This is a genomic window from Sphaerisporangium perillae, from assembly GCF_023276435.1.
GTDB classification, from domain to species: Bacteria; Actinomycetota; Actinomycetes; order Streptosporangiales; family Streptosporangiaceae; genus Sphaerisporangium; species Sphaerisporangium perillae.
Map to the genome: position 1 here is coordinate 122,903 of NZ_JALLPO010000003.1, position 26,368 is coordinate 149,270.

Here is a 26,368-nt window from a genome sequence, read left to right on the forward strand (position 1 = left end):
GTGGTCGAAGCGCTTCGATACCTCTGACGTGCGGAGGTCTGTCGAAGCGCTTCGACGGTGTATACGAAGATTTCAACAGCGTTACATCCGGGGTTCTTCTGAAGAGTGCAGCTTTGCGGCCCTGCGGTCAAGAGCCCCGCGCGGACTTCCGGTACGCGGTCAGCCGTGCGCGGGCAGGCGACCGGAGTCGATCGAGTCGAGCAGGCGGGCGGCGGCGCCGAGGGCCGCCGCGCCGTAGCCGAGGGTGGAGGCTACCAGGCGGGTGCCGCCGGCTTCGGGGGCGAAGCTGCGGCGGGTGAGCTCCTCGCGCGCGGCGGGCAGCACCCAGGGCGCGAGGGCGACGTAGTACCCGCCGAGGATGATCACCTCGGGGTTGAGCACGTTCGCGATGATCGTGACGCCCTTGCCCAGGTCGCTCCCGATAGTGGCGAGCGTGGCGAGAATGTCGGCGTCCCCGCCCCGCGCCAGCCGCACGACCTCGTCGATCTCGGGCTCCAGCTCGGCGGGCGTGGCGTCCGGCGCGGTGCGCTGGAGCACGGCCCCGATGCCGGCGACGGCCTCCAGGCAGCCCCTGCGGCCGCAGCGGCAGTCGGCGCCTCTGGGGTCGATCTGGATGTGACCGATCTCCCCGGCGAAGCCCTGGCCGCCCCGGCGCAGCCGGCCGTCCATGATGACGCCCGCTCCGACGCCCACCTCTCCGGTGAGGTAGACGAGGTTCTCCGCCCCGCCGTGCGGGCCGAAGCGGTGCTCGGCGAGCGCGGCGAGGTTGGCGTCGTTGTCGACCAGGACGGGGAAGCCGGGGTCGCGCAGCGCCTTGGCCAGGTCGCCGGACAGGTCGATGTCGTGCCAGCCCAGGTTGGGGGCGATGCGCACCGAGCCGTTCACGTCGACGAGGCCGGGCACCGCGACGGTGAGGCCGAGCACCTGGCGGGCCTCCTTGCCCATGCGGTTGAGCACGCGCCGGGCGAGCGCGGCGACCGCCGCGACGGCCTGGTTCGGCGTCGCCGTCGCGCCGGGAAAGGACCGGCGCCACGACAGCAGTTCGGTGCCGGCGAGGTCGACGGCCACGGCGGTCAGGTAGTCGACGTTCACCTCGATGCCGATCGCGGCGTACGGGGAGCCGTCCAGGACCAGCATGGTCGCGGGCCTGCCGACGCGGTTCTCGGTGAGGCCGGTCTCGCGGAGCATGCGGCGGTCGATGAGGTCGGCGACCAGGCTCGACACCGTGGCCTTGTTGAGCCCGGTGGAGGCGGCGATGTCGGCACGGGAGCAGGGCGCGTTCTCCCGTACGAACCGCAGCACGACCGCGAGGTTGGTGGCCCTGACATCGGCGAAGTCCGCCGGTTGAGGGCCGGTATGCGTATTGATCAAAATCAGCCCCGTTCCCGCTGAGCCCCGGTGGGCCCATCATGCCGCATCGTCGAGCAGCCGGTCATACCTCGCCCTGGTGCTCCCTCGCCGCGCACAGCCGCGTCCATGTCATCAATCTGTGACCGGCGACCCGGGTGAACGCGGCGGCCGTCCCTTGTGGCGCCCGTCACCCTGGACTAATTTGTTTGGTCATCAGACGAACTAACTCTACCCCGGAGCCGCCCCCTGCCAACACCCTTGACAAGCGACACCGCCGGCTCGAACGAAGGAGCGCCGTTGACACCCCCCGCACGAAGCGCCGCCGCCGTACATCCTCACGAAGGGAGCACTCCATGACGCCTCCCCCGGACGGCGTGAGCGCCGATCCCCGCCCGACCCGCCGCGGGTTCCTCGGCCTGGTCGGCCTCAGCGCCGCCTCGCTCGCCGGCGGCGGCCTGCTGTCGGCCTGCTCGACCCCCGCCGGGCGCAGGCCGGGCAGCGGAGGCGCCACCGCCGCCGCGGCCGACAAGCTGAAGTCCCTCACCCCGTCCTTCGTGCCCTTCCAGGGCGTCAAGCCGGACATTCCAGGCGTCACCTCGACGCTGCTCGGCGTGCCAGATGTTGGCGGCGGATTCCTGACATATCCGTCGAACCTGGCCGACGCGGTCCCCGGGACGGCCGGTAAGGGCGGCAGCTACAAGGCGATGACGCCGCTCTGGGGCCCTCCCCCGCCCGGCCTCGCCGACAACGCCTACTTCCAGGCCTGCAACGCCGACATCGGCGCCACCATCGAGTTCCAGATCGCCGACGGCAACACCTACGGGGACAAGGCGACCGCCCGGCTCGCGGCCGGCGACATCCCCGACCTCATGGTCATCCCCCAGTGGGAGATCGAGAAGATGGCCGACTTCAACCTGGCCGTCGACAAGGCCTTCGAGGACCTCACCCCCTACCTGCAGGGCGACAAGGCCAAGGCCTACCCGATGCTCGCCGCCCTGCCCACCGCGGCGTGGACGTTCTCGGTCTTCAACGGCAAGCTGATGTCGGTGCCGTTCCCGACCGAGCCGTTCCCGTACGCCCTGCTCTACCGCAAGGACCTCTTCGACGAGCACGGTGACTGGGCCCTGCCCAAGACCGCCGACGAGCTGTTCGAGCTGGGCAAGACCATCACCGACGCGAAGGCCAAGCGCTGGGCGTTCGGCGACATCCACGAGATGGTGTGGCCGATCTTCAAGGTCCCCCAGGAGTGGCGGTACGAGGGCGGCAAGCTCGTCTTCAAGTACGAGACGCCCGAGTGGGAGCAGATGATCGCTTTCATGCGGAAGCTGTTCGACGCGAAGCTGATCCATCCGAACGTGGTCAGCAGCAGCAGGAGCGCCAACGAGAAGGACCTGTTCGCCTCCGGCCAGATCGTCATGTACCGCGACGGCCTCGGCGCCTGGAAGGAGCTGCTGCAGCAGCACCGGGGGAAGAACCCGGACTTCGCCATCGGGGCGCTGCCGCTGTTCTCCCACGACGGCAGCACGCCGATCATGTACCACAACAGCCCGGCGGGGATCTTCACGTTCGTCAAGAAGGGCCTCGGCAAGGACCGGACGGCGGAGATCCTCTCCATCCTCAACTGGTGCGCCGCGCCGTTCGGCAGCAAGGAGTACGAGCTCGCGACCTACGGCGTCGAGGGCAAGCACTTCACCAGGGACGCCAAGGGCGTGCCGCAGTACACCGACCTCGGGCGCAAGGAGGCCCAGCCGTCCTACGTCTTCCTCGGCGGCCGGCCCATCGTCGCCGACTACGTGACCTTCCCCGACGCCGTCCAGGGCAACCTGGGGTGGCAGAAGAACTCCTTCCAGTACATCGAGAAGACCCCGCTCGACGGCATCCGGCACCAGCGGCCCTCCCGGATGGCGGGTCTGCAGATCCCGACGGAGGACAAGTTCACCGACATCATGCGCGGGCGCCGGCCGGTGAGCGACATCAAGCAGATCGTCGCGGAGTGGCGGCGGGACGGCGGGGACGAGGCGCGCGACTTCTACATGAAGGTCCTGCGGGACAACGGCCGTGCGTGACGACCGGGTGACCGGGGTGCTCAAGGACGACCAAGGGACCGGCCCGGCGGGTGACCTGACCTCACCCGCCGGGACCGGCACCCCTAACAATGTCCGCAACAGCACCTCCAAGGCAAGCCGGAGCATCAGGAATGCGGGCCGGTCCAGCGGAAATCCGCCCAGGAGGCCGTTCCTCAGCCGCCTCCGGCGCGACTGGCCGCTGCTGCTGATGACGCTGCCGGCGGCCGGCCTGCTGCTGCTGTTCCACTACGTGCCGCTGCTCGGCAACGTCATCGCGTTCCAGGACTACTCCCCCTACGTCGGCATCAAGGACAGCCCGTTCATCGGGCTGAGCAACTTCCAGTGGCTCCTGCAGGATCAGAGCTTCTGGGACGCGACGCTGAACACGCTCGGCATCACGACCTTCCAGCTGATCTTCTACTTCCCCGTGCCGATCGTGCTCGCGGTCCTGCTGGACAGCGTCATGCGGCCCCGGCTGCGGCTGATCATCCAGGGCATCGTCTACATGCCGCACTTCTTCTCGTGGGTGCTGGTCGTGACGCTGTTCCAGCAGATGCTCGGCGGAGCGGGCCTGATCTCGCAGATCCTGCGCGACCACGGCTACCAGGGCATCGACCTGATGACCAACCCCGACATCTTCCTCCTGCTGGTCACCGGGGAGACGATCTGGAAGGACGCCGGGTGGGGGACCATCATCTTCCTGGCCGCGCTGGCCGCCATCGACCAGCACCTGTACGAGGCGTCGGCGGTCGACGGCGCGGGCCGCTGGAAGCGCATGTGGCACATCACCCTGCCGGGCCTGCGCCCGGTGATCATCCTGCTGCTGATCCTGCGGCTGGGCGACGCGCTCAACGTGGGGTTCGAGCAGTTCTTCCTCCAGCGGGACGCGGTGGGCCGGGAGGCGGCCGAGGTGCTCGACACCTTCGTCTACTGGCGCACGCTGACCACCGGCGAGTGGAGCTACGGCGCGGCGGCCGGCCTGGTCAAGGGGCTGGTGGGCCTGATGCTCATCCTCATCGCCAACAAGGTGGCCCACCGGTTCGGCGAGCAGGGGATCTACAAACGATCACGATGACCTCGACGCAAAGGGGGCGATCATGACCGCCTCGACCTCTGCGGCGCGGGCCGCGCGGCCGGCCTGGGAGGAGCGGCCGAGCCCGGCGGGGCGTGCGGCCAAGGGGACGGCGCTCACCCTCATCGTGGCGAGCGTGGTCTTCCCGATCTACATGGTCGTGCTGACCAGCCTGTCCACCCAGGAGACCGTGACCAGGGCCGGCGGGCTGGTCTCCATCCCCGGCGGGCTGTCGCCGGCCGCGTACAAGGAACTGTTCGCCGGCGGGGTGGTGACCCGTGCCGTCCTGGTCAGCCTCGGCGTCACGACGACCGGCACGTTGATCAGCCTGGTCGTGACCGTGCTCGCCGCGTACGGGCTGTCGCGTCCCGGCTCGCTGTTCCACCGGCCGCTGCTGTTCATGATCCTGCTGACCTTCCTGTTCGGGCCCGGCCTCATCCCGAACTACCTGCTGGTCAGCTCGCTCGGGCTCATCGACAGCTACTGGGCGCTGATCCTGCCCTCGGCGGTGACGGCGTTCAACCTCGTGGTCATGCGGGCGTTCTTCATGAACGTCCCCACCGAGATGACCGACAGCGCCCGCGTCGACGGCGCCGGTGAGTTCCGCATCCTGTGGCGGATCGTGCTGCCCGTCTCCAAGGGCGTCGTCGCGGTGATCGGCCTGTTCTACGCGGTCGGCTACTGGAACTCGTTCTTCAACGCCGTGCTGTACCTCAACGACAACAGCAAGTGGCCGCTCCAGGTGGTCCTGCGCCAGTACGTCCTGCAGGGGCAGTCGCTCGTCGTCGGCCAGACCAGCGACACCATCGCCGGGCAGCCGCTGCCGCCCAGCCTGGCCATCCAGATGTCGATCGTGGTGCTCGCGCTGATCCCGGTGCTGTTCATCTACCCGTTCGTGCAGCGCCACTTCACCAAGGGGGTAATCATCGGCGCCGTCAAGGGGTGACGCGTGGCCGGATCCTCGGGCCCTCAGAGCATCACCGGGACGAGAACCGATCACCTGAACCGTCTTGCCCGCACTCTCCCAGGAGAGGAGGGTCATTTCTGTCACAGGTTGTCCACGGTAAGGATGTCCGGGTGCGAGGAAGAAGAACTCTGCTGCCCGCCGTCGCGGCGTGTGCGCTGGTAGCAGCCTTGTCGGTTCCCGGGGCCGGGGCGCTGGCCGACAGCGATCCCGCGCGCGGCGGCCCCCGCGTGATCGGCGCCTACCGCCATCTGGTGGTCATCTACGAGGAGAACCACAGCTTCGACAACCTCTACGGCGACTGGGGACCGGTCGGCGGGGGGCGGGTCGACGGCCTGGACCGGGCCGCGTCCCGCGTCAAGCAGGTCGCCCAGGACGGCACGCCCTACACCTGCCTCGCCCAGGACGACGTCAACCTGGCTTCGCCGCCGCTGCCGTCCACCTGCCAGGACGGCGCGCACGGCGTGCCCGCGAGCCACTTCGCCAACAGGCCGTTCACCATCGACGACCACATCGGCCCGATGGACAAGACGTGCCCGGCGCCGGGCGTGTTCGCCCCCAACGGCGTGCCGAAGGGCGGCGAGGGGACCGAGCCCGGCGGCTGCACCCGTGACCTGGTCCACCGCTTCTACCAGGAGCAGTACCAGATCGACCACGGCAAGCAGGATCGCTACGTGACCGGCAGCGACGCCGTCGGCCTCACCATGGGCGTCTACGACACGCGCCGGCTGCCCATCTGGAAGTACCTCCACTCGGCCGGCGCGCCCAACTACGTGATCGCCGACCGCTTCTTCCAGGGCGCCTTCGGCGGCTCCTTCCTCAACCACCAGTGGCTGATCGCCGCCCGCGCGCCGGTCGACACCAGCGCGGGGCCGGGCGGCCCGAACGAGGGGCTGCACTCGGTGGTCGACGCCGAGGGGTTCCCCAACGCCGGCTACCCCCTGTACAAGCCCGCGACGACGGTGAAGGACGCCCAGCTCACGCAGGCCTGCGGTCCGGCCGCCAACCCCGCGTTCGCCTGCGGGGACTACGCGGTCAACACCATCCAGCCGGCCAGCACGCCGTACGGCGCCGGGGCGCGGCTCCCGCTGATCGACGACGCGAAGTACCCGAACATCGGCGACCGGCTGAGCGGCAAGGGGATCGACTGGGCGTGGTACTCCGGCGGCTGGAACGACGCCGAGGCCGGGCATCCCGGCCCGCTGTTCCAGTATCACCACCAGCCGTTCAACTACTTCGCGGCCTACGCGCCCGGCCGGCCCGGCCGCGCGCACCTGAAGGACGAGACGGCGTTCGTGGAGGCGGCGAAGAAGGGCGCGCTCCCGACGGTCAGCTTCGTCAAGCCGTACGGCGCGGAGAACGAGCACCCGGGCTACGCGAGCGAGGCGGACGGCAGCGACCACCTGGTGAAGCTGCTGAAGACCATCCAGAGCGGCCCGCAGGCCAAGGACACCCTGGTGGTGGTCACCTACGACGAGTTCGGCGGCCAGTGGGACCACGTTCCGCCGCCGGGCAAGGGCAGCCGCACGCAAGGGGTGTCGGACCGGTTCGGGCCCGGCACCCGCATCCCGGCCCTGATCGTCGGCCGGTCGCTGCGGCACTCCGGGGTGGACCACACGGTGTACGACACCAGCTCGATCCTCGCGACGATCGAGCGTGGGCTGAGGCTGGCCCCGGTGGCCACCCGTGACGCGAAGGTCAACGACCTGACCGGCGCCCTGCGCGCCGCCGGCTCGCTCTGACACCTGTCCCGGCCCCTGGCCCTTCGCAGGTCAGGGGCCGGTCCGCGAGACGGTCGTCAGCGGGATACGGCCCCGACGTGGTCGACCAGCTCGGAGACGCCCTTCTCCCTGGCGCAGTGGGCGCAGCAGTACCAGTGGCCGCTCGCCTCGACGCCGTGGCCGATGATGCGGCATCCGCAGTGCTCGCAGGACGGCGCCATGCCCTGGATCGCGCACTCGAAGCTGTCGTAGGTGTGCACACCGCCCTTGGTGTGCACCTCGAAGCTCATCTCATAATCATTGCCGCATACTTCGCACCTGGCCATGATCTTCCCTTCGGGTAGCTTTTCTACCGAGCTACCCAGGAATGGCCACTTGGGACGCCATGCCGGTCGATTCAGTACACATACTTGATGGGGATTAGCAGTCCTTCTCGATGGGCTTGAGCAGCCCTTGTGAAGACGTTTGCCCGGGCGCCGCCATTGGTGGCCGCCAGGAGGAACTCACCACACCTTGCGCGGCACCAGCGGCGAGCCCGCTGCCCCTGGGCGCCCGGAGAGATCATGGCATGGGGACCTTCCCGCCAGGACCTTCATGCTCGCTCTCGGCGGGTGCGGGCCGCTCCGGCGGGCGCCGGAGGCGGGCCGGTGAACCACCCGGCAATTGTCCCGACAAGCTCCCCGGCATCGCCTCCCGTACGCATAATTGGCGATCTAGGGACGGACTTTTCTAAGGAGAATCCCGACATGCCGGAGGCTTCGCCCCTGCGAACGGATGATCCATCTGACTTAGGTGGCTATCACATCGTCGGCCGACTCGGCGAAGGCGACAAAAGCACCGTTTATCTGGCAAAGAAGGCGGGTGAAGAGCACGTCGCGATCAAATTGCTGCACGCCGGCCTGACCGGCTCCGAACGGTTCCTCACCAAGGTCGACGAACTCCGGCAGGTGTCCGCCTTCTGCACGGCGCAGGTCATCGAGACCGGCCTCGCGGGCGACCGGCCGTACGTGGTCAGCGAGTACATCGACGGGCCGACCCTCCAGAAGGCCGTCGAGGACGAGGGCCCGCTGCGGGGCCCGGCGCTGCACCGGCTCGCGATCGGCACCATGACCGCGCTCGTCGCCATCCACCAGGCCGGGATCGCACACCGCGAGTTCAACCCCCGCAACGTCCTGCTCGGCCCGGACGGGCCACGGGTGATCGACTTCGGTATCGCCGAGGCGCTGGACGCCGGGGTCGAGAGCACCACGCGGTCGGTCGGCAGCCCGGCGTACCTCACGCCCGAGCAACTGGACGGCGCCTCCGCCGGGCCGGCGTCCGACATGTTCGCCTGGGGGTCGACCAGGAGACCTGCGCGCCGCGCCGCCGCCCGACCCGGCGGCCCGGCTGACGCTCCCGCCCCCCGGGCAGGCGGCAAGGCCGCGCCGGGCCCTGCTGCTCGGCGCCGCGGCCGTCGCCATCGCGCTCCTGTCCGGCGGCACCGTGTACGCGGTCACCTCCCGGGCGACGCCCACTCCCGTGGCCCAGCCGGCCCCGACGCCCGTCCCGACCCCCTCGGCCGCCATCGTCCAGGCGTCGCCCAGCCCGCCGCCCCCCGCGACCAAGAAGCTCGGCGCGGCGGGGCTGAAGATCACGCTGCACGAGAACCCCGCGGACCCGCTCGGCCTCAACGCCTACTTCATCACCGACATCAAGGACAAGAAGTACCAGACGTACGTCCGCGACCCCGGTGCGGACACCTTCCGGCTGGTCGCCGAGAACGCCGAGTTCGGCGATCCCACCATCTCGCCGGACGGCAAGTGGATCGCGGTCAACCCGTTCCAGAAGTTCGGGGCCTCCAACTACGACAACATGGTCTTCATCGAGCGCGCGACCGGGCAGAAGTTCTCGATCGACACCCTCAAGCAGCCGCTGCGCGGACTGTCGGGCGTGTGGAGCCCCGACAGCAAGCGCTTCCTGCTCACCTTCTACAACGTCGAACCCAAGGAGAAGGTGCGGTACCCCGCCGGGTTCGTGGCGATCGACGTCGCGGCGCGCAAGGCGACCGTCGTGATGACCGACGACCAGCGGGACGGGTACGGCAACTACGACTGGAGCCCCGACGGGGCCTACGTCGTCGGCGCGTACGAGAAGAAGGACAAGCCCAGATTCGGGCTGCGCCTCCGCGACCTGAACGGGAACGTCGTCCGCACCCTGGCCTGGGTGGGACTGATGCCGGGCCCCGGCCTCTTCTCCCCGTCGGGCCGGTTCTTCTACACGTACTGCCCGGACATCAAGGACGGCATCTGCGTGTGGAACCTCGCCTCGGGCAACCGGACGGCCACCGTTCCCTCGCCCAATGACGAGTCCGCCGTGCACGACTGGTGGAACGAGCATCACCTGGTCCGCTACGACCCCGGCAAGAAGACCAGGAAGTTCGTCGTCATCGACCTGCACGGCAAGGTACAGCGGACCCTCATCGAGATCCCGAAGAGCGACGCCGACGTGACGCAGTTCAAGTTCGGACGGAAGTGACACCGTCGTGGCGGACATCGACCCCTGCGCCCCCGGCGACCCACCCCGCGTCGGCGAATACGAGCTGACCGGGCGGGTCGGCGAGGGCTGCCCCTCCGACGGCCGCAGGCTGCTGCTGACGACCTTCGACGAGTCGTCGGGGGTGCGCAAGCCCGTCGGTTTCGCCATCGTGGACGTCTCGACCGCCAGGGCGACGCTCGTCAAGGCCGACACCCAGGAGGCGGACGCGGCGCCGTTCATGTGGGCGCCGGGCGAGACCAGCGTCGCCCAGCGCTACGGAAGCCGCACCCAGGCGGGACTCCGCTTCTTCGACCTGCGAGGCAAGACCGTCCACCGGCCTCAGCGCGAGAATCCGCCGCCCTTCACCCCGCCGACGAACGCCCGCCACTCACCGGGAGCGCAGACGAGCACGGGCCCGTGCGGGTTCTTGGAGTCCCGTACGGCGACGGCGCCGGGCAGGCCGGTGGCCACCTCCACGCATTCGCCACCGTCTCCGCCCGACCGGCTCGACTTACGCCAGCGCGCGACGCTCAGGTCCATTTCTGCTTCACCACTTCCTCGATGACCTTGCAGGACAGGTGTTGCGGGTAGGCGTCCGCCCGGACGGCGTCGTATCGCTCGATGATCTCGGTGATCGTGCTTCTGTCGGTTATCGTCCGTCCGCGGGGCTGGGACTCCACCCGCACCGTATACGCGTTCCCCCGCATTTCGGCAATGGCGTAGGCGCCGATCAGGCCCGAAAGGGCTTCCGCGTTATAGGGCACGATCTGAATGGTGACCTTGGGGTGCCGCGCCATCTCCAGGAGATACTCGAGCTGTTCGCGCATCACGCCGGGACCGCCGACCGGGCGGTGCAGGACACCCTCGTCGATCAGGCACATGATCGCCGGGGGCTCGGTCCGGGCGAGGATCGACCTGCGCTGCATCCGGCCGGCGAGCCGCTCCTCTATCTGCTCGTCGGTGAGCCCCGGCTCGCGCTCGAAGATCCGCCTGGCGAAGGCCTCGGTCTGGAGGATGCCCGGGACCAGCAGCGGTGACCACAGGCGAAGCGCGGTCGCCCTCTGCTCTTCCACCGCCCAGTCGCGGAAGTGGGCGGGGACCGGGGGTGGCGGCGGCCAGACCTCGGCGTACAGGCGGGCGATCACGCCGTCCAGGGCGAAGACCTCGTCGCACAGCCCGGCGAAGCGCTCGGACGGCCGGAACTTGGACGTCTCGACCATGGCCACGGCGCTGGTCGAGAACCCGATGCGCCGGGCCAGCTGCTTCTGGGTGAACTTCGCCGCCAGCCGGTGCCGGCGCAGCTCGTACGCGAACCGGGCACGCGGCGACTCCTCGGGGTCGATGTCGATCATCTTGGTCATGAGGTCCCCTCGCGACACCTGGCCAGACCTGACTCATTGACGTCAGGACAACGATGAAGTCATTCCGTAGTCAATCAGCCACCAACAGTAATGGGCCGACTCCATGCTTGGGGCAAGAAATCACGACTCCGTGGGCACTTTCGGAAGGCGGCGGCCACGGCAAGGCCTCACCCCGCCCATGGTGATCACCTGACCGGCATCGGACCTGAACGACGAGGAGCACGGTTTCAGGGCAGGAGGATGGGGGTGGCGCACGCGGCGGGTGAACGCCTGGTCCTCGGCCACCTCCCACTCGACCTTCAGCCTCCGCAGCGGGTGGCCGGCGGGGAGCGGCTCGGGGTCATGGACGTCCAAGGCCCGCGCCGCCGAGACGGCCGGACGCGAGCGACGCGGTCAGCGCGGTGCCTGTGAAAAATAACAGACAGGGTGTTACATTTCCGCCACCTGGACGTTCGGATGCCGCTCGCGCAGCCTGTCGACCGCCTCGGCGGGCGCCAGGGAGTCGACGACGATCGTGTCGAAGACGTCCAGCGGGGCCACCCGGTGCAGCGCGACCCTGCCGAGCTTGCTGTGGTCGATCGCCAGGATCCGCCGCGTGGCCGACTCGAGCATCGCCCGCTTCACGAGCACGATCTCCTGCTCCTGGTGGAAGGCGTACCGATCGGAGACCGCCGAGGTCGAGACGATCACCAGATCGGTGTTCATGGCCTCCACCGCGTCCACGCACGCCACTCCGAGGAAGGAGTCGTGCGTCGGGTGGTACTCCCCGCCGAGGGCCATCAGCCGGACGCCGGGAACGCCGGTGAGCAGCTTGATGGCCTCCAGGAAGTTCGTGACGACCGTCAGCGGGGTGACGTCGCCGAGATGGCGCGCGACCGCGAGGGCGGTGGTGGAGTCGTCGAGCATGACGGAGTTGCCCGGCTCGATCAGCCCGGCCACATGCCTGGCGATCGCCTCCTTCTCCGCCTGGTGGGCGGTCAGCCGGTAGACGATGTTGCTCTCGAACACCGTCGAGGCCTGCGCCGTGGCGCCGCCGCGGAACTTGCGGACCATGCCCTGGCGTTCGAGCTCGTCGAGGTCGCGGTGCACCGTCATCACGCTGACGCCGAAGGTCTCGGCCAGCTCGGCGACCGAGGCCGAGCCCTGCTTCATGACGTGCTCGGCCATCGCCTGCCGCCGGGTGGCGCCCGCGGCCGCGTGCTGTCGCGGGTTCACCGGACGCGCTCCAAGACGTTGTGGATCACGCATCCTGACCACGCAAAGGTACGTTGAGGCTACGAAGCGCCGCACCGCCCGGCCCGATGTCCAGCTCGGTGACCGACCCGTGCTCCAAGCGCGGCAGCCGCCTGCGGTAGTCCCCGAGCGGGATGCCCAGCAACCCGCACAGCGCCAGCCGCAGCAGGGTGTTGTGCGCGACCACGAGGATCGGTCCCCGCTCCGCCCCGGCGAGCTCCGCGAGGCACTCGGTCACCCGTCGCGCCGCCTCGGCGGGGTTCTCGCCGCCGGGGAACGGATTGGCCACCGGGTCGGCCTCGAAGAGCCGGACCGCCTCGGGGTCCAGCTCCGAGCGGTGACGTCCCTCGGCGACGCCGAAGTCGATCTCCCGCAGCCGAGGGTCGGTCCTCAGCCGCACGCCCGCCGCCTCGGCGGCCCCCGCGGCGGTGCGCACCGCCCGCGCCATCGGCGAGGACACCACCTGCGCGAGGCCGCCCCCCGCCGCCCAGGAGGCGAGCAGCCGGGCCTGGAGCAGCCCCTCGTCGTCGAGGCCGACGTCGCTCACACCGGTGTACCGCCCCTCCGCGCTCCACGCCGTGCGGCCGTGCCTGGACAGGAAGATCGTCGTCATGAGACCGCCTTCTCCGCGAGGTCCGCGGTGAGGTATTCACGTTCCGCCAGTGCCTCGACCAGGCGGCGGAAGCTCTTGTCGTACCGCTCGGCGCGGTCCGTCCGCGGGGTCATCCTCTGCCCCGGCGGGACCCATGCGGGAGGCCGTGTCACTCAGCGAGCCGCCCGCCGAGGCCGCGAGCACCGCCATGCCGACCGACGCCTGCGGGTGCCGAGGTATCTCCACGGCCATCCCGAGGACGTCGGCGCGCAGCTGGCACCAGTAGCGGCTGCGCGTGGCACCGCCGATGAGGGCCAGCGTGCCGGTGACGGGCGCGCCGAGCAGCCCGAGCGCGGCCAGCCCGAGCCGCTCGCCGTAGGCGACGCCCTGGAGGAGGGCGGCGTAGTGCTCCTCCTCGTCCCGCGCCTCCCCCACGGTGAGCGGTTCGGCGTCCGGCCGGTAGAACGGGAACCGCTCGCCCCTGGCGGTGAGCGGGTAGACGATCTCGGCCGCCGGCTCGTAGCGGGCCGCGCGGGCGTCGAGATCCGCGAGGTCACGCCCGGGGAAGGCGGCGGCGAGCGCCCCCGCGCCGACGTTGGAGGCCCCGCCCGCCTGGGTGCGCACGCTCAGCGCCTCCCAGAGCGCCCGGCCCGCCTCGGTCACCCGCTCGGTGTAGGGGCCGCCCCTGTCGTCGTCGTACATCAGAGCGGGGGTGACCGGCCGCAGATCGGCGCCGGCCAGCGTGAACGTGCCGGAGGTGCTGCAGACCGCGAGCGCGCGGACGCGGTGCGCGTCGACCGTGGCCGTCGCCTCGGCGCACGCGGCCACGGTGGCCCGCCACCAGCTCTCCGGATCCTGCTCGTGGCGGCGGCCGGGTCCGCGGCGGCTTTCCAGCGGGGCCGAGCCGGTGGCGAGCGGCACGCCCGCGCCGTCCACGACGGTCACCCGCACGCCCTGCGTGCCGATGTCGATCCCCGCCCACGCCGGATCGCCTGCGAAGTTCTCAGAACCCATGGGTGATGGCGGTCCTCTCCGACTCTTGACACTCGCTGGGGCGACTCATAGTCTCCACCCACCGATCACAAAATCACACCATAAGTCGTTAGATTTAACAAAGTCGAGCCGAGGTGCCCTCCATGCACGGTGACGCGCTCAGGGCCCCGAGCCCCGTGCCCCCCTCCCCCTGCCGGTCACCCCCGATCGGCCGGACCGGCTCGCACCGTACGGGTTGCGCTGCGAGCACCGCGCCGAGCCGATGGGCGTCGACGCCCCGGGCCCGCGGCTGTCCTGGCGGCCGGCCTCCCGCCGGGGCCACGGGCCCAGGTCTCAGAGCAGGGCGCTCTTGTAGATGATGTTCGCCTTGCGCACGCCGGCCGCGCCCGAGGCGAACCCGAAGCACAGACGTGGCTGTCCTGCGGCGAACTGGAGCGCCATGCCTTCGGGCTCGCGGTAGTCGAGCGACTTCCACGCCGCGGTGAACGACCGCTGGACGACCTCTCCGGTGCCGAGATCGACGCTGGTGAGGTAGGTGTTGCCGGGGTTGGGGTTGGACGCGCTGTAGGCCGTGCCGTCCAGCATGTAGAGGTACTGCCCGTAGGCCGTGTACCCCTGGAAGGTGCCGAGGCCGCTGGGCTGGACCACCTCGAACAGCGCGGTGGCGTTGCCCGCCTTGACCGCGGACAGCGCGTACACGTTGTAGCGCACCGCCCCGCCGAGCCGGTAACGCATGACGAGCCGGTTGGTGGAGGGGTCGATCGCGCACGTAGTGCTGGTCGCGCCCGCAACCGGGGCGTACTTGGTGAGGGCCGAGGAGGACGTGGTCAGGGTCTGGCCGTTGACGAACTTGAACCGCGCGAGCTTGCGGCCCCACGCGTTCGTGCCGTCGCTCGCGCCGTCGGTCTCGGTCCAGAGGTAGGCCGACGAACCCGACGGCTCCACCCCGATCTGGACGCCGTGCCCGAAGCCCATGAGGTACATGTGCCCGAGGATCGTCCCGGTGAGGCTGAGCTTGGTGACGCACAGGTCACCGGCCACCGGCGACCCGGCGCCGTTCTTGACCTGGATGGTGTAAAGGTGCCCGTTGGTGTTGTCGAAGGCGAAGGACTGCAGGACGGTCTCGTCGTACAGCGCCGTCCTCAGTATCAGGGCCTCGGGAGTGGCCGCCAGGTTGAACCGGCCGGGCGCCGCCGCGGCCCGGGCCTCCCGGATGCCGGTGAGGCCGAGCGCCGCCATGGCGCCGGCGCCGGCCCCGGCTGCGAGCAATCCTCTCCGTGTGACGCCCCGAATCCCATTAATTGATGAATACGACATTTAATCCCTTTTATACGTTTCATCGGATATGCAGGGGAAAGTTGTGCTGCATATCCGATGAAACGTAGTGATCAGGGATACAAAAAAGATGAAATATCGCGATTAGCGGAGTCCGCCGCGGTGAGTGCCCGCGGACGGCCGTTCAAGAGCCGGTCCTCCGGTTCGGTGGCATCGGGCAGCGGGAACGGCGCCCCGGCCCATGGTGGGCGAGGCGCCGTCCTCTCTGGCGGATCGAGCGAGGACTACCTGGTCAGGGAGAAGTCCTTGATCCGGAGGTCGCCGGTGAAGACGAGGTAGACGTCGTGGACGCCCTTCGACGTCGTCAACGGGGCGGTGACCGAGGTGTAGGAGTAGACCCCGCCCGTGGCCGGCACCTGGAGGGTGCCGAGCAGCTTGCCGGTCGGCGAGTCGAGGCGGACCTCGATCTTGCCGGCGGCGGTGGCGGCCACCCCCGCGGTGACGCCGGTCGCGCCCGTCCGCAGGTCGGCGTCCTTGAACGAGATCCAGTCGCCGGTGGCGGTCCCGCCGACCGCGTCGCCCGCGGCCTTGGCCTCGTCCACGAGCTCCACGCCCGCGTAGTCGTCGAAGTCGGCGGCGCGGGTGGCCTTGTACAGGTCCCGGTTCGGGATCTTCTCCCCCAGGACGTCCAGCGTCGTGCGCTGCCGGACGGCGCTGGAGGAGCCGCCCACCATGACGTCGTGCTCGGCCTTCTCCACCGCCCACCGGTCACGGGTGACGTCCCACAGGGCCAGGTCGGCGGCCTTGAACGACAGGCTCACCGTCCTGCTCTGGCCGGGGGCGAGGTGGACCCGCTGGAACGCGCGGAGCTGCTTGACCGGCTGCTTCACCCGCGAGGACCGCTGGTGGGTGTAGAGCTGGACCACCTCGTCGCCCGCCATCGCGCCGGTGTTGGTGACCTTGACCGAAGCGGTGACGGTGCCGTCCGGCTTCACCGAGCCGGAGTTCAGCTTGAGCCCCTGGTAGCCGAAGGTGGTGTAGCTGAGCCCGTGCCCGAAGGAGTACAGCGGCGCGCCCTTGTAGTACAGGTAGGTGTGGCCGGTCTTGGTGATGTCGTAGTCCAGGATGTCCGGCAGGCCCTGCTCGGACTTGTACCAGGTCTGGGTGAGCCGGCCGGCGGGGTTGACGTCGCCGAAGAGCACGTCGGCGAGGGCGTGCCCGGTCTCGGCGCCCGCGTGGGTGGTCCACAGCAGCGAGCCGACCTGGTCCTGGACCTTCTCCATCGTCGTCGGGTAGCTGTCCTCGAGGACCACCACGGTGTTGGGGTTGGCCTTGGTGACCGCCGCGATGAGGTCCTGCTGGCTCTGGCCGAGCGCCAGGCCGTTCCGGTCGTGGTTCTCCCGGCCGGCGACGAACGGGTCGCTGCCGACCACGACGACCGCCGCGTCGGCGTTCTTGGCCTGGGCGGCGGCGGCGTCGGCTCCGCTGGAGAGGACCTCCTTGGAGAAGTGCGCGGCCTGGGCCTTGGGTCCCATCCCGAGCTTGCCGTCGGCGCCGATGGTCACGTAGGGGTTGGCGGGTGACCACCAGCCCTCGTTGATCTCGTACCCGACGTATGCGATCAGGTACGTCCCGTCGGCCTGCTTCTCCAGCTTGAACTGCTGCTGCACGAACCAGCCGCCGGGCAGATCGGAGTTGGCGAGGAAGGTGCCCCAGTTGCCGGTCAGCAGCTTGCCGGTGGCGACGTTGCGCATCGTGGAGACGCCGTCGGTCCAGTCGGTGACGTCGAACTCCGACGCCGCGGTCGGGGCCGTGTCGGACGCCACGACGGGGGTTGCGGTGTCGTTCACGGTGATGTACTTGCCGGTGGCCACGTCCTTGAAGGCGACCCGGTCGAGGGCGTCGGTGCCGGTCACGGTCGCGCCCGAGCCGAGCCGCTCCTTGATCCCGTCGAGCGGGGTGACCTTGTAGGGCATCTTGCCGCCGTACCAGTCGCTGAGCAGCGTGTTCTGCAGCGGGCCGACGACGGCGACCTTCTTGCTCTTGGCGGGGTCGAGCGGGAGCGTCTTGGCGGAGTTCTTCAGCAGCACCATGGCCTTGCCGGCGGTCTCCCGGTTCAGCTTCTGGTTGGCCGTGCTGTTGATGACCTCCTTGCCGATCTTGGCGTACGGGCCGCCGTCCGGGTCGAACTGGCCGAGCCGGAAGCGGATCGACAGGGCGTTCCGCACGGACTTGTCGATGTCGGACTCCGCCAGCAGGCCCTTGGCGAGCGCGTCCTTGATGAGCGTCGTCATCGTGGCCGGCTTGTTGTCGTCGACGGTGAAGCTGTCGATGCCCGCCTTGAGGGTGGCCGCGAAGGCCTCGGTCTCGTTGGCGAAGTAGTGCTCGGGGTCGGTGAGCGCGTGCGGGGCCCAGGCGTCGCTCACGTTGTAGAGGTCCTTGGACGTCCAGCTCCGTACCAGGCCGCCGAGGTCGGGGTTGACCGTGTTGGGCCGCCCGTTGACCAGGTTGTAGGACCCCATCACGCCGGTGGCGGCGTCGGCGGAGATGGCGGGCTTGAACGCGGCCTCGTCGTACTCGTGCTTCACCCTCGGCGGGAGGTTGGAGGAGGTGAGGCTGCGCTGGTACTCGTTGTTGTTGGCGAGGTAGTGCTTGAGCACGGGCGCCGTCTTCAGGTACAGGGGGTCGTCGCCCGAAAGGCCCTTGCCGTAGGCGGTGGAGACCGCGCCGGTCAGCAGCGGGTCCTCCGAGTAGCCTTCCTCGTTGCGGCCCCATCGCGGGTCGCGCAGCAGGTTGACCACCGGCGCCCAGACCTGGGTGCCCCAGACGACCGGGTCGGCGGAGTTGTAGCCGCGCACCTCGTCGCCGACGGCCGAGCCGACCTTCTTGACGAGGCCGGGGTCCCAGGTGCTGGCGAGGCCGACGGCCTGCGGGAAGACCGTCCCACTGGCGAAGGTCTGGCTCCAGTTGTTGTTGTCGTCGTTGGACCAAGCCACGCCGTGCAGGGCCTCGGTCCCGTTCTTGTGGTACGGCATGCCGAGGCGCGGGATCGCGGCCTGCGACTGGTGCAGCAGGGAGATCTTCTCGTCGAGCGTGAGCCGTTCGAGCAGGTCGTCGATCCGCCGGCTCAGCGGGAGGGAGGGGTCACGGAAGGGGAAGTCTTCGGCCGCTCTGGCGGGGGCCACCAGCAGCGTCATCAACAGGCCGAAGACGGCCGCCAGCGATAACGGTCGTCGGGGGGACATGGCGCCTCCAGGTCAGGTGGTTGACGCGGTCGTGCTACGAGATGGAAGGTGCGGTCACTTGATGGCGCCCACGGTGACGCCACGGGTCAGCGTCCGCTGGAAGATGAGGAAGAACGCCACGGCCGGGACGATGCCGAGCAGGGCGGAGGCGCTGGACATGGTGGCGTCCATCATCTTGTCCCCCTGCAGCACGCCGAGGGCGACCGGCACGGTCTGGTTGTCGTTGGAGATGAGGAAGATCAGCGGTAGGAAGAACTCGTTCCAGGTCCAGATGAAGAAGAAGATCATCAGCACGCTCAGCGTGGGGCTGCTGATCGGCACGACGATGCGCCACAGCACCCGCCACCGGCTCGCGCCGTCCATGGCCGCCGCCTCGATGATCTCCTTGGGGAAGTCGCCGAGGACGGCCGACAGCAGGTACGTCCCGAAGGCGCCCTGGACGACGGTGAAGATGAGGATCACCGCGAGCCGGCTGTCGTACAGGCCGACCTCCTTGGACAGGTAGTAGAGCGGGTAGGCCAGGGCCTCCTGCGGGAGCGTGTTGGCGACGAGGAAGAGCACGAGGATCCACAGCCTGCCGCGCACCCGGCCGATGCCGATGGCGTAGGCGTTGAGCACCGACAGCGCAACGGCCAGCACGGCGACGGCCCCGCTGATCAGGAGGCTGTTGAGCAGCTTGCGACCGAAGTCGACGCGGTTCCAGAACTCGATGATGCCGTCGAGATAGATGCCGTGCGGCAGGCTCAGCGGCCCGTTGGAGGAGTACTCCGCCGGCGTCTTGACGGCGTTGAGGGTGACGATGACGAACGGGAACAGCATCACCACGGCCAGCACGACGAGCGCGGCGAGCACGGCCCACCGGCCCGGGCCCGCGCCGGGGATCCGGCCGCCCGCATGCGCGGCCTGCCGCGCCGATCCCGCCTGCCGTACCGAGAGGGAGGTCATGACTTGCGCTCCTGGACCCGCAGGAAGAGGAAGGTCACGATCACGATGATGATCGCGAGTACGGTGGCGATGGCGGAGCCGTAGCCGACGTTCGACTTCTCGAAGAAGTTCTGGTAGCTGAAGTAGGACGGTACGATCGTCGCCTTGCCGGGGCCGCCCCGGGTGAGCACGAAGATCGGGCCGAAGACCTTGAGCGCGGCGATGGTGCAGGTCAGCAGGACCACGAAAATCTCGGGCCTGATCTGCGGGACGGTGACGTGCCAGAACCGCTGCCACCAGGACGCCCCGTCGAGCTCCGCGGCCTCGTACAGGGCCGGGTCGACCCGCTGCAGGCCCGCCATGAAGATCACGACCGGGTAGCCGAGCTGGAACCAGACCATGATGCCCATGACGGAGGCCAGGGCGATGTCCGGATCGCCCAGCCAGTTCTGCGCGAGCGAGCCGAGGCCGACCGCCTTCAGCACCTCATTGAGCGCGCCGTACGACGGGTGAAGCATCCAGCCCCACACGACGCCGGCGACCGCCACGGGCAGCACCTGCGGCAGGTAGTACGCCGCCCGCAGCGCGCTCGCCGTGCGGGCGCCGAACTTCTTGCCGATGTAGTCGAACAGCGCCGCGGCCAGGACCAGCCCCAGCATGGTGGGCAGGATCGCCATCGCGACGATCAGTGCGACGTTGTGCTGGAACGAGGCCCAGAAGGTCTGGTCTCCCAGCAGCCGCTTGTAGTTGTCGAGCCCGGTCCACTTGGGCGTGCCGACGCCGCTCCACCTGGTGAAGCTGATCCCGATGTTCATCAGGAACGGCACGATGACGACCGCGAGGAAGAGCACCGCGCTGGGGATCAGGTAGACCCAGTAGCCCGCGCCCATCCGGAACCGCTGAACCGGCTCGGGCGTCCCGGCCGTCGCCGGCCTCGTCGCCGGAGCTTGTACTGCCATCAATAGTCCGGCACGGCCCCGCCGCCTCCCGGTGGCGGGGCCCGCCGTCCCTCCTCTACGCGCACGATGTTCGACGTTCACGAACGTTCTCGGACGTCCTTGGACGTTCGCGGACTTACCGGCGTTCTGTCCATACGGTGCCGCGGCTCGGACGGTCAGCCGCCGATATCGGCCAGGTTGTCGTTGTACGGCTGCGCCAGCTCGTCCAGGACCTTGTCCGGGGCCTTGCTGCCGTTGATGAGCTCCTGGACGCCGGAGACCACGACGTCGTAGTAGCCGGGGGCCGGCCAGTCGGGGTAGAACGCGAGCCCGTCCTGCGCGGAGAGCTTGTTGAAGTTCTCGATCAGTTCCTTGTTCTTCTCGTCGGTGATCGCCGTGGGGTCGGCCGCCACCGGGACGCCGCCCGCGTTGCCGAGCTTGTTCTGGATGTCCTTCTTCATGGTGATGTCGATGAAGTCATAGGCGAGGTCCTTGTTCTTGGACTTCTCCGGCACGACCCAGAGGTTGCCGCTGGAGCCGGCGCTCATCTGGTTGCCGGGCCACAGGAACGTGCCCCACTTGAACTTCTTCACCTCGGTGCTCACCCGGCCGTACCACCAGCTACCGGAGATCATGATCGGGTACTTGCCCGACATGAAGGCGGTGCCCATGTCCTCGGCCTTGATCCCCGCCGAGTCCTTGCCGATATACCCCTTCTTCACCCAGTCGGCGAAGGTGGTGGCGCCATAGGTCAGCTCGGGGCCGTGGAAGTCGACCTTGCCCTTGTACAGCTGCAAGGCGTCCACCCAGGGACGCCGCGCCTTGCTCAGCGCCAGCTGGTACATGATCTGCTGGGCGGGGTACTCGGCCCCGCCGACGGAGATCGGGGTGATGCCCGCCTTCGCGAACTTGTCCAGGGCCGCGGTGAACTCGTCGAACGTCGTGGGGACCGCGATGCCCTGCTTCTCGAAGGCGTCCTTGTTGTAGTAGACCATGACGTACTCGGCGTAGTTCGGGATGCCGAACCACTTGCCCGACCCCATGATGCCCCGGTCGTCGTAGCGGGCCGTGGTCTGCAGGCTCGGGCTGAGCAGCTTGTCCCAGCCCCGCTTGGTCGCCGGCTCGCTCAGGTCGGTGAGCAGCCCCTGCTTGGACAGCAGGCCGGCGGTGGCGTTGCCCTTGTTGTACTCCATGATGTCGGGCGCCTGGTCGGACCCGAGGACCATGCTGGCGGTCTTCTGGATCTGCTCGAAGCTCTTCTCCTCGAACTTCACCTTCACGTTCGGGTGGCTCGCCTCGAACTGCTTGATGGCGTCCGCCCACGCGACGCCCATGGCGCTCGAGGCCCCCTCGTAGTGCCAGAGCGTCAGCGTCTTGGCCTCGTTCGAGCCGCCCCCGCCGCTCGTGTCCGTGGAATCGGAGGAGCCGCAAGCGGCGAGTGTCAGCGCCGCCGCGGCGAGCGCGGCGACGATCCCTATCTTGGACATGGTGTTTCTCCAGGGGGTTGCTAGTCGACGACGACCGTGGCAGGGGCGCCGGCGACGGGAGCGATTTCGACGTTCGTGATCGGGAGGGGACCCGAGACGTGGACGTGCAGCACGTCGCCGTCCCGCGTGGCGGTGACCGTCGTGTCACCGTCGACGTCCCTGATGGTGGCGCGGCCGTCACCGCCGCCGTAGGCGACGACGGTCACGCCGGTGAACGGCCCGTGGCCGACGGTCTCGCCGGGCTCGGTCACCGGGATCAGCGCTCCGCGCCGGACGAACAAAGGGATCTGCTCGAGGGGCTTGGTGACGCCGATGTAGCGGCCGCCGGTGTGAACCTCGTGAGTCCAGTAGTCCACCCACTCCCCGGCGGGCAGGTACACCTGCCGGGTTCCCTCGGGCGAGGTCATCGGGGCGACGAGCAGGTCGGGACCGAGGAGGTACTCCAGATCCGCCTGCCAGGCCACCGGGTCGCCGGGGTGGTCGACGCATAGGGCGCGCATCATCGGGGCGCCGGTACGCGCCGCCTCGACCGCCGCCGAGTAGATGTAGGGCATGAGCCGGTAGCGCATCCTGATCGCCTCGACGACCAGGTGCTCCACCGCCGGGAACTCCCACGGCTCGCGGCTGGTGGTGCCGTGGAAGCGGACCAGCGGCGACAGGGCGCCGAACTGCGCCCACCGGACGTACAGGTCGTCGGTCGGGGTGCCGGTGAAGCCGCCCGCGTCGTGGCTCCAGTACGGGATGCCGGACAGGCCGTGGGACAGGCCGCCTCGGATCGTGCTGCCCATGGCGGGATAGGAGGTGTAGGTGTCGCCGCCCCACTGCGCCGCGTGCCGCTGGCCGCCGAGGAAGGACGAGCGCGCCCAGACCATGCTGTGCCCGTTCACCTCCTGGGTGACGTTCGCGACGACGTCGTTGAACAGCAGCGCGTAGACGTTGTGCAGCTCGGTGCCGGTCATGCCGTTGAAGGCCGCCGCGTCGCTCGGGACGCCCTCGGCGAAGTCGGTCTTGAACAGCGCCACGCCCTGCTGGAGCAGCGTGCGGAGCAGGCTCTTGAACCACTCCACGGCAGCGGGGTTGGTGAGGTCGACGATGCCGCAGGACGGGTACGAGCCGTGCCAGGAGTCCGCGACATACACCTCACCATCCTGATTTTTCAGGAAGTACCCCTCGGCTGCCGCCTCGGTGAAGGCCGGGCTGAGGTGGGAGATGTACGGGTTCATCCACAGGCAGGTCTCGAAGCCCTGCTCCTTCAGCGTGGCCAGCATCGCGGCCGGGTCGGGGAAGCTCTCCGCGTCCCACCTGAGGTCGGACCAGTGTCCCTTGACCTGCCAGTAGCAGTCCAGGTGCAGGACGTCGCAGGGGATGCCGCGCTCGCGGATCTTCCTGGCCCGCTCCAGCACCCGGTCCTGGCTGTCCTTGTAGAAGCCGGATGAGATCCAGCTCCCGAACGCCCACTTGGGCGGCAGCGCCGGGACGCAGGTGAGCCGGTCGTACCGCGCCAGGATCGCGGGGATGCCCGGCCCGGCGATCACGTAGTAGTCGATCAGGTCGTCCGGCACGACGATCTCGACACAGCTGTGCGTCGAGCGGCACAGGTCGAACTCCACCGGCATACCGCTGTCCACCAGCAGACCGTACCCCCGGCTGGACACATAGAAAGGAACGTTTTTATACGAACGGTCGGACTCGGCGCCAAAGGCGTCAAAGTTCCACATCAGCGGGCGCTGGCCGCGCTTGTCGAGCGGGGTGAACTTCTCCCCGAACCCGCCGAAATGCTCGTCGGGCTGGGCGACCAGGCTCTCCTGGTAGGCCACCGTCACGCCGTCGACAAGGGACCGCCCGAACGGCAGCGTGCGCAGCCGGCCGCTGATGTCCACGTGGCCCGGGTCCTGCTCGGTCAGCAGCCGCCCGTCGGCACCGGTGAACCGCAGGTGCCAGGGGTCCAGGGTGATCTCGGCGCGCACCGCCCCCGCGTCCACGACGACGCGGCCCTCGCCGGTCTCCACCCGGGCGCCCGCGAACTGGCCGGGATGGACCATCTCGATCACCCGCGCGGAACGGGTGCGCGCCGCCACGTCCTCGCTCAGCCGCACGCGGATCACCCCCTCGCCGGCGACGGTCACCTGGGCGACCAGGATCTCCTCCGCCGAGGTCGAGACCTTGAAGGTCACGCCCTGCCCATCGGCCGCCATCACCTCGGCCCGGGTCAGCGCGGAAAGGCCCTGCTCACCCCGCGCGCGCACCGGCAGCTCCGGCGGATCCGCGCTGAAGTACTCGTGCGCGATCAATGGGGGACGGTACGGCATTGCTGCACTCCTGGGCGATCCGGCTAAAGGACGACGCGAATTAGTTTGCCGACTATACGAACAAACGTCAACGCCACGAGCCCTCCTCGACCCGGGTGCGCGGACGACACGGCACCACAGGGCACAGCGCGACGACTCCGGCCACCCGCTCCCGTTGACACGGTGGCGCGGCGGTAATTAGTTTGACCTCCATACGAATCAGGAGGCGAGACACCATCGACCGGCCCAGGGGCATCGGCGGGCTCTGCTACGGAGGCGACTACAACCCCGAGCAGTGGCCCGAGGAGGTCTGGCGCGAGGACGTCGCCCTCATGCGCGAGGCCGGGGTCAACCTGGTCACCGTCGGGGTGTTCGCCTGGTCCAGGCTGGAGCCCGAACCGGGCCGCTACGACTTCGGATGGCTCGACCGCGTGCTGGACCTCCTGCACACCGGCGGCGTCGGGGTGTGCCTGGCCACCCCCACGGCCTCTCCCCCACCCTGGTTCGGCCTGGCCCACCCCGACGCGCTCCCCGTGTCCGCCGACGGCACCCGGCTCACCCACGGCAGCCGCGACACCTACTGCGTGTGCGCCCCGCCGTACCAGGAGGCGTCGGTACGCGTCGCCCGCGCCCTCGCCGAGCGCTACCGCGACCACCCCGCGCTCGCGATGTGGCACGTCCACAACGAGTACGGCACCTGGTGCCACTGCGACCACGCCGCGGCGGCGTTCCGCGACTGGCTCCGGGCACGGCACGGCTCGCTCGACGCCCTCAACGACGCGTGGACGACCGCGTTCTGGAGCCAGCGCTACGCGCGCTGGGAAGAGATCGCACCGCCGCGCGCGACGCGGTACCTCCCGAACCCCTCCCAGGTGCTCGACTTCCGCCGCTTCCTGTCCGACGCGATGCTCGGCCACTACCGCGCCCAGAAGGCGGTGCTGCGCGAGCTGACCCCGGACGTGCCGGTGACGACGAACTTCGCGTTCGGCGGCTGGGTGCCGGTCAACCCATGGGAATGGGCCGGCGAGGTGGACCTGGTCGCCGTCGACCACTACCCGGACGACCCCGCGCAGGCGGCCGGGCAGACGGCCTTCGCCGCCGACCTCGCCCGAGGGTGGGCCGGCGGGCGGCCGTGGCTGCTCATGGAGCAGGCCGCCGGGATCGTCTACACGGGCCCGCGCATGCGCGCCAAGCCGCCCGGCGAGATCGCCCTGCACAGCCTCCAGCACATCGCCCGGGGCTCACGAGGCGCCATGTTCTTCCAGTGGCGGGCCTCGCGTGGCGGGGCCGAGATGTGGCACGGCGGGATGGTGCCGCACGCGGGCCCCGACAGCCGCGTCCACCGCGAGATCCGCGACCTCGGCCGGCTGCTGCCCCGGCTCGCCGAGTACGGGGAAGGCGGAGCCGTCCAGGCGGATGTGGCGATCCTGTGGGACCCGGAGTCGTGGTGGGCGCTGGAATCGCCCGCCTTCCCCTCCTCCGAGGTGCGCTACCTGGACGCCGTCCAGCAGGCCCACCGGGTGCTGTGGCGGAGCGGCGTCACCGCCGACTTCGCCCGCCCGCCGGGCGACCTGTCCGCCTACCAAATGGTCCTCGTGCCCGCCCTCTACCTGGCCTCCGGCGCCACCGCCCGCAACCTCGCCTCCTACGTCGAGCAGGGCGGCACGCTGGTCGTCTCGTTCTTCAGCGGCATCGCCGACGAGCACGCGAGGGTCCGCCTCGGCGGCTACCCCGGAGCCCTCCGCGACCTGCTCGGCATCCGAGTCGAGGAATTCCTCCCCCTAGAAGAGCCGGTACGCCTCCGCCTGCCCGGCACGCACCAGCCCAGCGACACGAGCAACGACGTTCCGCGCAACATGCGGGAAAACATCACGGGCGACACAGCACAGGACGTCCCAGGCAACGCAGGGGAAGACGTCCCGGACGACACGGGGCCCGGCATCGCCGGGACGATCTGGAGCGAGCGGATCGAATCGCGGGGAGCGGCGGTTTTGGCCCGCTACGAGGGCGGCCCGCTCGACGGCCTGCCTGCCATCACCCGGCACTCCCACGGCGCGGGCCAGGCCATCTACCTGTCCACCCGCCTCGACGACGACGCCTACGCCGGCATCCTGGCCGCGGCGGGCCTGCCGGCCTCGCCCGCTCCTGCCGGCGTGGAGCTGGTCCGGCGCGGCGGCGAGGGCGCGAGCTGGCTGTTCGCCCTCAACCACACCTCCGAGCGCCAGGAGGTCAAGGCGAGCGGGACCGACCTGCTCACCGGGTCCCCGATCGACGGCATCCTGCGCCTCGCACCCGGCGGGTTCGCCGTCATCCGCATGCCGCACGACACCCCGTGATCTCGACCG

At 69.5% G+C, this 26,368-nt stretch carries 20 protein-coding genes and 1 pseudogene; 8 read left to right on the forward strand and 13 right to left on the reverse strand.

The genetic code is table 11. From position 1 onward, the window contains the following. Positions 1-159 precede the first annotated feature (159 nt). Positions 160-1,371, reverse strand: coding sequence for an ROK family transcriptional regulator (locus tag MYF83_RS04160; protein WP_248958807.1), 1,212 nt, complete (start codon positions 1,369-1,371; stop codon positions 160-162). Positions 1,372-1,703: 332 nt separating this feature from the next. Here MYF83_RS04160 and MYF83_RS04165 point away from each other — a divergent pair, with 332 nt between their 5' ends. From MYF83_RS04165 to MYF83_RS04180, 4 genes are all read left to right on the forward strand, one after another. After that, complete coding sequence (locus MYF83_RS04165; protein ID WP_248958808.1) at positions 1,704-3,416, forward strand: extracellular solute-binding protein; 1,713 nt, start codon at positions 1,704-1,706, stop codon at positions 3,414-3,416. A gap of 124 nt (positions 3,417-3,540) precedes the next feature. Beyond that, positions 3,541-4,491, forward strand: coding sequence for an ABC transporter permease (locus MYF83_RS04170; RefSeq protein ID WP_248958932.1), 951 nt, complete (start codon positions 3,541-3,543; stop codon positions 4,489-4,491). Positions 4,492-4,513: 22 nt separating this feature from the next. Next, positions 4,514-5,434: a carbohydrate ABC transporter permease gene (locus tag MYF83_RS04175; protein ID WP_248958809.1), complete on the forward strand. Its 921-nt coding sequence runs from the start codon at positions 4,514-4,516 to the stop codon at positions 5,432-5,434. Positions 5,435-5,565: 131 nt separating this feature from the next. Beyond that, a complete protein-coding gene (locus MYF83_RS04180; protein ID WP_248958810.1) occupies positions 5,566-7,194 on the forward strand; it encodes an alkaline phosphatase family protein in 1,629 nt (542 codons plus the stop codon). 56 nt (positions 7,195-7,250) lie between these two features. Here MYF83_RS04180 and MYF83_RS04185 read toward each other — a convergent pair whose 3' ends face one another. Continuing rightward, positions 7,251-7,499 carry a metallothionein gene (locus MYF83_RS04185; protein ID WP_248958811.1) on the reverse strand — a complete coding sequence of 83 codons (249 nt, stop codon included), beginning with the start codon at positions 7,497-7,499 and terminating at the stop codon, positions 7,251-7,253. A 420-nt stretch (positions 7,500-7,919) separates the two neighbouring features. Between MYF83_RS04185 and MYF83_RS44135 the strand changes: the two are divergent. Continuing rightward, positions 7,920-8,453: pseudogene (locus MYF83_RS44135) on the forward strand (serine/threonine protein kinase); the annotation flags it as partial. A 202-nt stretch (positions 8,454-8,655) separates the two neighbouring features. Beyond that, entirely contained in the window at positions 8,656-9,687 is a 1,032-nt protein-coding gene (locus MYF83_RS04195; protein WP_248958813.1) for a TolB family protein, read from the forward strand. Positions 9,688-10,026: 339 nt separating this feature from the next. Here MYF83_RS04195 and MYF83_RS04200 read toward each other — a convergent pair whose 3' ends face one another. The 5 genes from MYF83_RS04200 to MYF83_RS04220 form a co-directional block, all read right to left on the reverse strand. Further along, complete coding sequence (locus tag MYF83_RS04200) at positions 10,027-10,227, reverse strand: DUF397 domain-containing protein (protein WP_248958814.1); 201 nt, start codon at positions 10,225-10,227, stop codon at positions 10,027-10,029. Then, the gene (locus MYF83_RS04205) at positions 10,218-11,048 is read right to left on the reverse strand and encodes a helix-turn-helix domain-containing protein (protein ID WP_248958815.1); all 831 of its coding nucleotides are present in this window, start codon (positions 11,046-11,048) and stop codon (positions 10,218-10,220) included. The genes MYF83_RS04200 and MYF83_RS04205 overlap by 10 nt, the downstream gene beginning before the upstream one ends. A gap of 429 nt (positions 11,049-11,477) precedes the next feature. Continuing rightward, a complete protein-coding gene (locus MYF83_RS04210; protein ID WP_248958816.1) occupies positions 11,478-12,263 on the reverse strand; it encodes a DeoR/GlpR family DNA-binding transcription regulator in 786 nt (261 codons plus the stop codon). Between the two features lie 25 nt (positions 12,264-12,288). Then, positions 12,289-12,894 carry a histidine phosphatase family protein gene (locus MYF83_RS04215; protein WP_248958817.1) on the reverse strand — a complete coding sequence of 202 codons (606 nt, stop codon included), beginning with the start codon at positions 12,892-12,894 and terminating at the stop codon, positions 12,289-12,291. 36 nt (positions 12,895-12,930) lie between these two features. Then, the gene (locus MYF83_RS04220; RefSeq protein WP_248958818.1) at positions 12,931-13,887 is read right to left on the reverse strand and encodes an FGGY-family carbohydrate kinase; all 957 of its coding nucleotides are present in this window, start codon (positions 13,885-13,887) and stop codon (positions 12,931-12,933) included. A 214-nt stretch (positions 13,888-14,101) separates the two neighbouring features. Here MYF83_RS04220 and MYF83_RS44755 point away from each other — a divergent pair, with 214 nt between their 5' ends. Next, on the forward strand, positions 14,102-14,221 hold the full coding sequence (locus MYF83_RS44755) for a glycoside hydrolase family 78 protein (RefSeq protein ID WP_443729288.1): 120 nt from the start codon (positions 14,102-14,104) through the stop codon (positions 14,219-14,221). On the opposite strand, the gene MYF83_RS04225 is transcribed toward MYF83_RS44755, so the two are convergent. The 6 genes from MYF83_RS04225 to MYF83_RS04250 all read right to left on the reverse strand — a co-directional run bounded on the left by MYF83_RS04225 (position 14,200) and on the right by MYF83_RS04250 (position 24,044). Then, positions 14,200-15,135, reverse strand: coding sequence for a phage baseplate protein (locus MYF83_RS04225; protein ID WP_248958819.1), 936 nt, complete (start codon positions 15,133-15,135; stop codon positions 14,200-14,202). The genes MYF83_RS44755 and MYF83_RS04225 overlap by 22 nt on opposite strands. 290 nt (positions 15,136-15,425) lie before the next feature. Further along, complete coding sequence (locus tag MYF83_RS04230) at positions 15,426-18,386, reverse strand: glycoside hydrolase family 3 protein (protein ID WP_248958820.1); 2,961 nt, start codon at positions 18,384-18,386, stop codon at positions 15,426-15,428. A 54-nt stretch (positions 18,387-18,440) separates the two neighbouring features. Further along, positions 18,441-19,331 carry a carbohydrate ABC transporter permease gene (locus MYF83_RS04235; RefSeq protein ID WP_248958821.1) on the reverse strand — a complete coding sequence of 297 codons (891 nt, stop codon included), beginning with the start codon at positions 19,329-19,331 and terminating at the stop codon, positions 18,441-18,443. After that, the gene (locus tag MYF83_RS04240; protein WP_248958822.1) at positions 19,328-20,269 is read right to left on the reverse strand and encodes a carbohydrate ABC transporter permease; all 942 of its coding nucleotides are present in this window, start codon (positions 20,267-20,269) and stop codon (positions 19,328-19,330) included. The genes MYF83_RS04235 and MYF83_RS04240 overlap by 4 nt, the downstream gene beginning before the upstream one ends. A gap of 155 nt (positions 20,270-20,424) precedes the next feature. Then, positions 20,425-21,735 carry an ABC transporter substrate-binding protein gene (locus tag MYF83_RS04245; RefSeq protein WP_248958823.1) on the reverse strand — a complete coding sequence of 437 codons (1,311 nt, stop codon included), beginning with the start codon at positions 21,733-21,735 and terminating at the stop codon, positions 20,425-20,427. 20 nt (positions 21,736-21,755) lie between these two features. Continuing rightward, entirely contained in the window at positions 21,756-24,044 is a 2,289-nt protein-coding gene (locus MYF83_RS04250; RefSeq protein ID WP_248958824.1) for a TIM-barrel domain-containing protein, read from the reverse strand. A 182-nt stretch (positions 24,045-24,226) separates the two neighbouring features. Here MYF83_RS04250 and MYF83_RS04255 point away from each other — a divergent pair, with 182 nt between their 5' ends. After that, positions 24,227-26,359 carry a beta-galactosidase gene (locus MYF83_RS04255; RefSeq protein WP_248958825.1) on the forward strand — a complete coding sequence of 711 codons (2,133 nt, stop codon included), beginning with the start codon at positions 24,227-24,229 and terminating at the stop codon, positions 26,357-26,359. Positions 26,360-26,368: the final 9 nt, after the last annotated feature.